The 10,182-nt window shown below is 62.2% G+C and carries 8 protein-coding genes; 7 read left to right on the top strand and 1 reads right to left on the bottom strand.

Annotation, left to right across the window (positions count from 1 at the left end):
- The 6 genes from EOC06_RS10485 to EOC06_RS10460 form a co-directional block, all read left to right on the top strand.
- Positions 1-1,390, top strand: a 1,390-nt coding sequence (locus tag EOC06_RS10485) for an ABC transporter substrate-binding protein (RefSeq protein ID WP_164898534.1), incomplete at its 5' end; no start/stop codon positions are given.
- Positions 1,387-2,277, top strand: a complete 891-nt coding sequence (locus tag EOC06_RS10480; protein WP_164761844.1) for a DUF427 domain-containing protein — start codon at positions 1,387-1,389, stop codon at positions 2,275-2,277. The genes EOC06_RS10485 and EOC06_RS10480, both read left to right, overlap by 4 nt.
- 89 nt (positions 2,278-2,366) lie before the next feature.
- Positions 2,367-3,131 (top strand): SDR family oxidoreductase, encoded by a 765-nt coding sequence (locus EOC06_RS10475; protein WP_127321480.1) that lies wholly within the window; start codon positions 2,367-2,369, stop codon positions 3,129-3,131.
- Positions 3,132-3,549: 418 nt separating this feature from the next.
- On the top strand, positions 3,550-4,524 hold the full coding sequence (locus tag EOC06_RS10470) for an ABC transporter substrate-binding protein (protein ID WP_127328478.1): 975 nt from the start codon (positions 3,550-3,552) through the stop codon (positions 4,522-4,524).
- 76 nt (positions 4,525-4,600) lie between these two features.
- Positions 4,601-5,686: a glycine betaine/L-proline ABC transporter ATP-binding protein gene (locus tag EOC06_RS10465; RefSeq protein WP_128307695.1), complete on the top strand. Its 1,086-nt coding sequence runs from the start codon at positions 4,601-4,603 to the stop codon at positions 5,684-5,686.
- Positions 5,683-7,665, top strand: a complete 1,983-nt coding sequence (locus EOC06_RS10460; protein ID WP_128307694.1) for a proline/glycine betaine ABC transporter permease — start codon at positions 5,683-5,685, stop codon at positions 7,663-7,665. The genes EOC06_RS10465 and EOC06_RS10460 overlap by 4 nt, the downstream gene beginning before the upstream one ends.
- Positions 7,666-7,676: 11 nt before the next feature.
- Here EOC06_RS10460 and EOC06_RS10455 read toward each other — a convergent pair whose 3' ends face one another.
- Complete coding sequence (locus EOC06_RS10455) at positions 7,677-9,035, bottom strand: NAD(P)-binding domain-containing protein (RefSeq protein WP_128307693.1); 1,359 nt, start codon at positions 9,033-9,035, stop codon at positions 7,677-7,679.
- 315 nt (positions 9,036-9,350) lie between these two features.
- On the opposite strand from EOC06_RS10455, the gene EOC06_RS10450 reads away from it, so the two are divergent.
- Entirely contained in the window at positions 9,351-10,067 is a 717-nt protein-coding gene (locus EOC06_RS10450; protein WP_127270283.1) for an XRE family transcriptional regulator, read from the top strand.
- Positions 10,068-10,182: the final 115 nt, after the last annotated feature.

The raw sequence follows: 10,182 nt of genomic DNA, 5'->3' as shown, positions 1-10,182 counted from the left end.
CTACTATGACAGCGGCAGCTACCAACTGGTTTTCCAAACCGCCGAGTTTCTCTGCATCACGCAGCCGGACCTCACTTTGAAGCCTGTGCTGGCAGAGAGCTGGGCGCCGAACGAGGATGGCAGCGTGTGGACCTTCAAGCTGCGCAAGGGCGTGAAATTCCACAATGGCGAGGATTTCAAGGCCGACGACGTCGTCGCGACCTTCGACCGGCTGGCCGATCCCAACGGCGCTTCCAACGCGCTTTCGGTGTTCAAAGGCCTTCTTTCGAAGGGCGGCACCCGGAAGGTCGACGACCACACCGTCGCCTTCCACCTCGATGCGCCGAATGGCAGCTTTCCCTATTCGGCGTCGATCGACAATTACAACGCCGTCATCCTGCCGGCGAGCTACAAGGGCGATTACGAAAAGACGTTCGAAGGCACCGGGCCGTTTCGGCTGGAGACCTACACGCCAAAGGTTGGCGCGACCTTCATCCGCAATCCCGACTATTGGGGCGAGAAGGCGCTGCCCGACCGGCTCGAATTCAAGTTCTACGGCGACGTGCAGCCGCGCATCCTGGCCCTGCAGGCCGGCGAAGTCGACATTCTCGATGCTGTTCCGCTCGATGTCAGCCAGGTCGTGCTGAACAGTCCTGATATCACCGTGTTGCGTGTCGCTTCGACCGCGCACCGCCAGTTGCACATGCGCTGCGATACCGGCCCCTTCACCGACAAGCGCGTGCGCCAGGCGCTGGCGCTGTGCATCGACCGCTCCAAGCTGGTCGACGGCTTGTGCCGCGGCATGGCGGCGACTGGCAATGACAGCCCGTTCGCGCCGGCCTTCCCGGCGACCGACAAGTCGGTGCCGCAACGCGTCCAGGACATCGCCAAGGCCAAGCAGTTGCTCGAGGCGGCGGGTCTCGCCGAAGGCTTCGACATCACGCTGACCACGCTGCGCTATTCCGACATTCCGGGCTATGCGCAATTGTTCCAGAATTTCGCCAAGGAGATCGGTGCGCGCATCTCGCTCAACATCGAGGACCAGGACAAATATTACGGCAAAGCGGTGTTCGGCCAGTCGGACTGGCTGGACAGCCCGCTCGGCATCACCGACTACGCGCATCGCAGCGTGCCCAACGTGTTCCTGAAGAGCCCGTTGGTCAGCGATGGCCCTTGGAACGCGGCGCATTTCAAGAGCCCGGCCTATGATGGCATGGTCGCCAGCTATCTCAAGGCGCTCGATGTCGGCGCGCAGCGCGCCGCCGCCTCCGACATCCAGAAATTGCTGCTCGACGAGACGCCTGTCATCTTCAGCTATTTCCCCGATCTGCTGGTGCCGGTGCGCAAGAATGTCAGCGGCCTTCCGCCGATCGCGGCCGGCCTGCTGCTCGACCGCGTGTCGTTGAGCTGATCGTGCGCCAGCGCCCGATGACAAAAGAAACAAAACGGGAGACTACCATTCGCAAGCCCCATCTGCGCGGCCGTGGGCCGCATTTTCCGCTGCTCGACACCATTGTGCAGTATGAATTCGAGCCGGGCTACATAGCCTTCACCATGCCGACGCAGAAGCGCCTGCGTGTGCAGGTGGGATCGATGACCGTGGCCGATACGACCAATGCCTTGGTGTTCTACGAATCCGATCACCTGCCGGTCTACTACTTCCCGATCGGCGACGTTCGCGAGGAATTCCTGCTGCCGAGCAAGACGACGACAGAGGACCCGTTCAAGGGCACAGCCACCCACTACTCGCTCAACACCGGCATCACGCTGGTCGAGGACGCGGCCTGGCGCTATCTCGATCCGATCAAGGGCTGTCCGCCGATATCGGACTACATGTCGTTCACCTGGAGCAAGATGGGCCACTGGTTCGAGGAGGACGAAGAAATCTTCGTCCACGCCCGCGATCCGTTCCGCCGGGTCGACTGCCTTCCGTCGTCGCGGCGCGTGCAGGTCATTCTCGACGGCGAACAGGTCGCCGATTCACGCCGCGGCGTGTTCCTGTTCGAAACCGGCCATCCGGTGCGCCACTATCTGCCGATCGCCGATACGCGGCTCGATATGTTCGCGCCCAGCCGCTACATTTCGCGCTGTCCTTACAAGGGCATCTCCAACTATTATCACGTGACGACCAAGGCCAAGCGTCACGAGAACCTGGTCTGGTATTATCCCGAGCCGGTGCACGAGGCGGAGCGCATCAAGGGGCTGGTCTGCTTCCACCACGAACTGGTCGACAAGATCCTGGTCGATGGCGTCGAAATCCCGAAGGAAGCCACGGCCGCGTCGAGCGGTTATTTCTGAGTATCGACGCCGCTTGAGCCATTTGCGCGCGGGCGCTTGATCGAAGCACGGCTCAGCGCATACCCTCCCTGGGCCAGGGAGGGCACTCGATGGATCTTTTCAAACTGAACGGCGATGTCGCGCTGGTCACCGGCGCCGGCAGCGGCATCGGCCAGGCAATCGCGATCGGACTGGCCGAGGCAGGCGCCGACGTCGCCTGTTTCGGCCATGCATCGAAGGGTGGGCTGGACGAAACCGCGCACCGGATCACGGCGCTCGGCCGCAAAGCGCTGGTGCTGACCGGTACAGTGACATCGCAGAGCGATCTCGCGACGGCGATCGATCGCGTCGAGAGCGAACTCGGTGCGCTCACCGTCGCCGTCAACAATGCCGGCATTGCCGGCTCCGAGCCCGCCGAGACGATGCCGCTGGAGACGTGGCAGAAGGTTCACGACGTCAATGTCGCCGGCGTGTTCCTGTCCTGTCAGGCCGAAGCGCGCAAGATGCTGGCGCGAGGCAAGGGCTCGATCATCAACATCGCCTCGATGTCGGGCACCATCGTCAACCGCGGCCTGACGCAGGCGCACTACAACTCTTCGAAGGCCGCCGTCATCCACATGTCCAGGAGCTTCGCCATGGAGTGGGCCGATCGCGGCCTGCGCGTCAATGTGGTTAGTCCCGGTTACACGCTGACGCCGATGAACAAGCGGCCAGAGGTGGCGGAAGAGGTGAAGATCTTCAAGCGCGACACGCCGATGGGGCGCATGGCGGCGCCGGAGGAAATGGTCGGGCCGACGGTGTTCCTCGCCAGCCGCGCAGCGAGCTTCGTCACCGGCCTCGACCTGATTGTCGATGGCGGCTACGTCTGCTGGTAAGAGCTCAGCTTCGCCTGCAGTCTGAATTTGTCGTCTCGCGAAGCGTTAGTCGTTGCGCGACATGAACCTTGGTATATATAATTTCATCCTATGAAACGGCCTTGGCGAGATGGGGCTTACCAGGCGGGTAGCCGAGATCATACGACCTTGATGGCTCGCACCTTGCAGGGCGCCGCAGGACTGGCATTCGATCCGCAGATGACCGCTCCCTCAGCGATCCGTCGGCAGTCATGACGCCGACACTCCGATCCTGTTCCATCATCACCAGAATTGAGCACCATCTTGCCTGCGCTGGCCAAAGCCGGGGCAATAATTTGGCGCCGACGGCCTTGCGCAAAGACCAGTCTTTCCAACACAATCAAGAAAAGCCGCAAGAAGGGAACGAACGATAATTTTCACAGCTTGAAGGAGAACAAGCATGTCATTTCGCAGCCAGATCTCGAAACTCTCGATGAGCGCCGTCGCGCTCGCGACATTAAGCCTGCTGACACCTTCCGCCCAAGCCGCCGCACCGGAATCCAACGATCCGATCAAGATCGCGCTGTTCGACTGGACCAGCGTCAACCTCAACGCCAAGATCCTCGGCGGCATCCTGGAAAAGCTCGGCTATACCGTCGAATATCCGACCGCCGACTACCTCTCCAGCCTGACCACAGGCCTCACCAATGGCGATCTCGATGTCGGCATGGAATTCTGGGACACGACCGCCGGCGAGGCCATGAAGGCCTCCGATGCGACAGGCCAGACCGAACGGCTGGGCAAGCTCGGCCCCAAGGCCAAGGAAGAATGGTGGTTTCCCGAATACATGAAGGAGAAGTGCCCCGGCCTGCCTAACTGGGAAGCGCTGAAGGATCCGAAATGCGCCGAAGCCTTCTCGACGGCGGAGACCGCACCGAAGGGGCGCTATCTCGGCGGCCCGGTAACATGGGAAGGCTTTGACGACGAGCGCGTCGAAGCGCTGAAACTGCCCTTCACCGTCATCCATGCCGGCACCGACGCGGCGATGTTCGCCGAGTTGGACTCGGCCTATCAGCGCAAAGCGCCGATCATGCTGTGGATCTATTCGCCGCATTGGGCGCCGGCCAAATACAAGGGCGAATGGGTTGAATTCCCCGAATACACGCCCGAGTGCTACAACGACCCGAAATGGGGCACCAACCCCGACGCCAAATATGATTGCGGCAAGCCGCATGGCGAGATCTGGAAGTACTCCTGGGCCGGCATGAAGGACAAATGGCCGGTCGCCTACAAGGTGGCGAAGGCCTACACGGTCGACACCGACGAGCTCAACAAGATGAGCGGCGAGATCGATCTCGGCGGCAAGACGCCGGAAGACGTCGCCGCCGCCTGGATCGCCGCCCACGAAGCCGACTGGAAAGCCTGGGCGCAGTGATCGTTCCGACTGGAAGATGAGACCCGGCTGCTGATCAGCCGGACCTCGGTTCTTGGTGTTCCAGAAGGACGTTTGAATGACGGACAAGGCTGAACAGGGCGCCAAGGGGGCGTGCACGCCAAAAGATGCCCGCCCGATAAAACTTGCCTGCCGCAATGTCTGGAAGCTGTTCGGATCGAACGCGGCCAATTTCATCCGCGAACGCGACGGCAAGGCCAGCATGGCCGACGTCACCGCCGCCGGGCTGGTCGGCGCGGTGCGCGCCGTCGACCTCGAAATCCGCCAGGGCGAGATTTTCATCATCATGGGCCTGTCGGGCTCCGGCAAGTCAACGCTGGTGCGCTGCATGTCGAGGCTTGTCGAGCCGACCCACGGCAAGGTCGAATTCGAAGGCAAGGATCTGCTGAAGATTTCGGATGCAGCGCTGATCGAGTTGCGACGACACCGCATGGGCATGGTGTTCCAGAATTTTGCCCTGCTGCCGCATCTCAACGTGCTGGAGAACATCGCCTTCCCGCTCAGCATCCAGGGGCAGGATCGGCAGACGCGCGAAGCAAGGGCGCGCGAGGTGATCGAACTTGTCGGCCTGCGCGGCCGCGAGCATTTCTATCCGCGCGAATTGTCCGGCGGCCAGCAGCAGCGGGTCGGCATCGCCCGAAGCCTCGCGACAAAACCGGAAATCTGGTTCCTCGACGAGCCGTTCTCGGCGCTCGACCCGCTGATCCGCCGCGAAATGCAGGATGAGCTGATGCGGCTGCAAACCATGCTGCACAAGACCATCGTCTTCATCACCCATGATTTCGACGAGGCGATCCGGCTGGCCGACCGCATCGCCATCATGAAGGATGGCGAGGTCATCCAGATCGGCACGCCGGAGGAGTTGGTGGTCAATCCGGCGACCGACTATGTCGCCGAATTCACCCGCGACGTCGACCGCGCCAAGGTGATCTCGGCACGCAGCCTAATGCGCGCCTGCGACGGCTCGGAGCATGGCGGCACCGTTGCCCCAGATGCCAAGATCGCCAGCTTCTCGGCCGGTATCGTTGCCGCCAACAAGCCGTTCGCGGTGGTCAACGGCACCGGCAAGCCGATCGGCGAGGTGACGCCGCAAGCGGTGATCGATTTGCTGGCCGGCATCGATCGCTCAAGGGTCGGCGCATGACGGTGACAGCAAGCGCCAGCGAGACGCGGTCGCGACCGATTCAGGTCTGGCTGCTGGTCTGGGTGTTCGCGCTTGCCGCCGTGCTTGTCGTGTTCTTGCTGCAGGACCGCCTGCCCTGGGCCGTCAACTATCCGGCAAGCGCCGTCGTGCCGGTCGCCGATTGGGTCAGCGCGCTGATGCGCTGGATCAAGTCGAACCTGTCCTGGCTGACCCGCTCGATCACCGCGGTGCTCGGCGTTCCCCTCGATTTCGCGCTCAATCTGCTGGCCAAGAATTTCAAGATCGGCCACGGTGCTGACGCCTCTGTCCTGCCGCGCCTGTCCTGGGTCGGCGTCTGCGCTGCCGCCTTCCTCGCCGGTCATGCCGTTGGCGGCAGAAAACTCAGCCTGCTGGTCGGCGGCTGCTTCCTCTACATCGCCCTGTTCGGCCAATGGACGAGCGCCATGCTGACGCTGGCGCTGATCTCCATCGCCGTGCCGTTCTGTATCGTCACCGGGCTGTTCGCCGGCATCTGGGCGTGGCGCAAGCCATGGGCCGAAAGGCTTATCGTCTCCCCTGCCCTCGACCTGATGCAGACGATTCCGACCTTCGCCTATCTCATCCCGATGCTGCTGCTGTTCGGCAACAGCCCGGTCTCGGCGATGATCGCGACCGCCATTTTCGCCACGCCGCCGATGGTGCGGGCGACGATGCTGGGCCTGTCGCGGGTGCCGTCGGAGATCGACGATTTCAGCGAAATGGCCGGCTGCACGGCGCGGCAGAAACTGTGGCGAGTGCTGCTGCCGTCGGCGCGGCCGACACTGATGGTCGGCGTCAACCAAGTGATCATGCTGGCGCTGAACATGGTGATCATCGCCTCGATGATCGGCGCTGGCGGCCTCGGTTACGACGTGCTTCTGGCGCTGCGCGCGCTGAAGGTCGGCGAGGCGATGGAAGCCGGCCTTGCCATCGTTGCGCTGGCCATTGCGCTCGACCGTCTGAGCCAGGCCATCGCGCACAAGCAGGCAAAGGGGAATACCCATCAGCAGGCGGGCCCGAGCCTCTGGCAGCGCTATCCCAATCTGACGCTGGCGATCGCCATCCTTGTGGTGACGACATTTCTCGGCCTGTTCGTGCCGGCCTTCGCGGCGGTGCCGAAGGCGATCACCTTCACCACCGCGCCGCTGTGGAAAGCAGCGGTGAACTGGGTGACGATCAATTTCTTCGACACGATTGAAGCATTTCGCGTGGCGCTGATCCTTAATTTGCTGAACCCGTTGCGCGCCTTTTGTGAAGGGTTTCCCTGGCTGGGCGCGGTGTTCCTGCTCGGGCTTGCCGGCTATCAGCTCTCCGGCCTGCGGCTGGCTGTCCTTGTCGCGGCGCTGACCGCTTTCTGCGCCATCACCGGCCTGTGGGAAAAGACCATGGCGACCGTCTATCTCTGCGGCATCTCTGCTTTCATCGCGTGCCTGATCGGCATCCCCATCGGGCTGATGGCTTCGCGCAGCGACCGTTTCGAGAAGATCGTCACGCCCGTCATCGACACGCTGCAGGTGCTGCCATCCTTCTGCTTCATCATTCCGGTGGTGATGCTGTTTCGGGTCGGCGACGTCACGGCGATGATCGCCACCATCGCCTTCGCCGTGGTGCCGGCGATCCGCTACACCAATCACGGCATCAGGCAGGTGCCACCGGCGCTGATCGAGGCAGCCAAGGTTTCCGGGTGCACGCCACGCCAGACCTTCTTTCGCGTGCAACTGCCGCTGGCGCTGCCGGAGATCATGCTTGGCGTCAACCAGACGATCCTGATGGCGCTGGCGATGATCATCATCTGCGCCATGGTCGGCACCCGCGATCTCGGCCAGGAAGTGTTCATCGCGCTGTCCAAAGCCGATTCCGGCCGCGGCATCGTCGCGGGCCTAGCCATCGCCTTCATCGGCATTGTCGCCGACCGGCTGTTCGGCGCCTGGACGGCGAAAGCCAGGGCAAGGCTGGGGTAGCAGGCGCCGCCCTACTCCGCCGCGACGCCCTTCACCTCGAGATAGCTCTCCATCGAATCGTCCAGCGCCTGCAGCCACGGCGTATGATGCAGCGGCGCCATGGTCCCGGTCATCAGCGAGCGGTAGGCGTGGTCGCGGAAGCCCATGATGTTCTCCGCCTTGTGGTGTTCCCATTCCATGAAGGTCTGGTTGACCGCCTCGACGTCGAAGCCCGGATAATCGGTCTGGTCCATCAATTCCTTGGTGTAGTCGCCCTGGAACCAGATCATCTGCTCGGCGTCTTCGAGCGTTTCCTCACGCGCCCTCCATTTCGCGCCGTGCGCAGCCATCGCCTCGGCCGAGGGCAGCTTGATGCGGCCCATGATGACGTCGCGGGCGAACCAGGCCTGCGCGTCGAACATGTTGAAGGTGTAGAACTGATCCTGCATGCCGATATAGGAAAGCTGCGGGTTCTTCTCCCAGACGACGCCTTCATAGAGGTCGAGCGGCCACATGCGGTTGGCTGTCTTGAGCTTCAGATCGTCGGTGAGGAAGGGGAAGGAGTGCAGGTAGCCGGTGCACAGGATGATGGCGTCGACATCCCTAGTGGTGCCGTCCTTGAAGTGGGCTGTCTTGCCTACGACCTTCTGCAGCAGCGGCACTTCCTGCCAATTCTCCGGCCATTTGAAGCCCATCGGCTTCGAGCGGTAGCTGGAGGTGATCGATTTGGCGCCATATTTGTAGCATTGCGAGCCGATGTCCTCGGCCGAATAGGAGCGGCCGATGATCAATATATCCTTGCCCTTGAACTCCATCGCGTCGCGGAAATCGTGGCTATGCAGGATGCGGCCGTTGAAGGTCGAAAAGCCCTCGAAATAGGGTACGTTGGGCACCGAGAAATGCCCGGAAGCGACGACGACATTGTCGAACTCTTCGGAATAGGTGACGTCGTTGGTGCGGTCATGCGCGGTGACGGTGAATTTCTTCGTCTCGTCCGAAAACGTCACCATGCGCACCGGGCTGTTGAAGCGCACCCATTTGCGCAGGCCGGATTTCTCGACGCGGCCCTTGATGTAGTCCCACAGCACGGCGCGCGGCGGATAGGAGCCGATCGGCCGGCCGAAATGCTCCTCGAAAGTGTAGTCGGCGAATTCCAGGCACTCCTTCGGTCCGTTCGACCAGAGATAGCGGTACATCGAGCCGTGCACCGGATCGCCATGCTCGTCGAGGCCCGTGCGCCAGGTGTAGTTCCACAGGCCGCCCCAGTCCGACTGCTTTTCGAAGCAGACGATCTCGGGAATGTCGGCGCCCTTGTCGGCCGCCGACTTGAAGGCCCTGAGCTGTGCCAGGCCGGACGGGCCGGCTCCGATGACGGCAACGCGACTTTTCATGGCAGGCCTCCCGATCTGGTTTCGACTTTTGTCTTGACGCAATTCCCAAGGGGAAAGCGCTATGCGCTTTTCCCGGATTGCTCTTACGAAACAAATTTCACTCACAGGACAGTAATTGGCCCTTTCGTGCTGTCAACAGCCCGATGCTGAAACAAGGTTTCGCCGATGTGGATTTCCCGCGAAAAACCGGACGCGGCCAAACATCATTATCATGCGCATGCGCGTTCACGCGACTTGCCGTCGCAGTTGCGCTCCTGTATCGGCACCTGACATGTTCACCTAGAGTGAAATAAATCCCAGGAGTGCCGGGGCGACATGGCGAAGAAGGTTTCCGATCCCAAGGCTGGTCTCGCCGGTGCGACGGCCAAGCCGCTGCCAAAGGTTTCAGCCGACGGCAAGACCATCCGCGCGCCGCTGACGCAGAACCCGCATGCCATTCGCGACACGCGCGAAAAAGTGCTGGAGGTGGCGATCGGCCGCGAGGTGCGGGCGTTCCGCAAGAAGCTCGGCATCACCGTGGCTGATCTCGCGGTCGCCACCGACATTTCGCTCGGCATGCTGTCGAAGATCGAGAATGGTATCACCTCGCCGTCGCTGACCACCTTGCAGGCACTGTCGCGGGCGCTCGGCGTTCCGGTCACCGCCTTCTTCCGCCGCTTCGAGGAAGAGCGCAGCGCCGTCTTCGTCAAGGCCGGCCAAGGTCTCGATGTCGAGCGCCGCGGCACCCGCGCCGGCCACCAGTATAACCTGCTCGGCCATATCGGATCCAACACCAGCGGCGTCGTCGTCGAGCCCTATCTGATCACGCTGACCGAGGATTCCGATGTGTTCCCGACCTTCCAGCATGAGGGCATGGAGTTCCTCTACATGCTCGAAGGCGAGGTCGTTTACCGGCACGGCAGCAACCTCTACCCGATGAAGCCCGGCGACAGCCTGTTCTTCGACGCCGACGCGCCGCACGGGCCGGAGCAACTGACGAAACTGCCGATGCGCTATCTGTCGATTATTTGCTATCCGCAGAGCGCGGGTTAAGCGGGACTCGATCTCCCCTTGGTCTCTCGTGAGGAGATCGGCTTCGCGACGGCTCCTCTTTTGCACTGGTGATTGGCGAAAGCTGAAGTGACATTCGATCTCCCCCCTGGAGGGG

The sequence above is a fragment of the Mesorhizobium sp. M7A.F.Ca.MR.362.00.0.0 genome (assembly GCF_004023175.1).
GTDB lineage: Bacteria > Pseudomonadota > Alphaproteobacteria > Rhizobiales > Rhizobiaceae > Mesorhizobium.
This window is presented reverse-complemented; position numbering and strand designations above follow the sequence as displayed.

Bases quoted from the DNA above. Each gene is read 5' to 3' on its own strand.
- EOC06_RS10475 (WP_127321480.1), top strand. From the start codon at position 2,367: ATGGATCTTTTCAAACTGAACGGCGATGTCGCGCTGGTCACCGGCGCC.
- EOC06_RS10470 (WP_127328478.1), top strand. From the start codon at position 3,550: ATGTCATTTCGCAGCCAGATCTCGAAACTCTCGATGAGCGCCGTCGCG.
- EOC06_RS10465 (WP_128307695.1), top strand. From the start codon at position 4,601: ATGACGGACAAGGCTGAACAGGGCGCCAAGGGGGCGTGCACGCCAAAA.
- EOC06_RS10460 (WP_128307694.1), top strand. From the start codon at position 5,683: ATGACGGTGACAGCAAGCGCCAGCGAGACGCGGTCGCGACCGATTCAG.
- EOC06_RS10455 (WP_128307693.1), bottom strand. From the start codon at position 9,035: ATGAAAAGTCGCGTTGCCGTCATCGGAGCCGGCCCGTCCGGCCTGGCA.
- EOC06_RS10450 (WP_127270283.1), top strand. From the start codon at position 9,351: ATGGCGAAGAAGGTTTCCGATCCCAAGGCTGGTCTCGCCGGTGCGACG.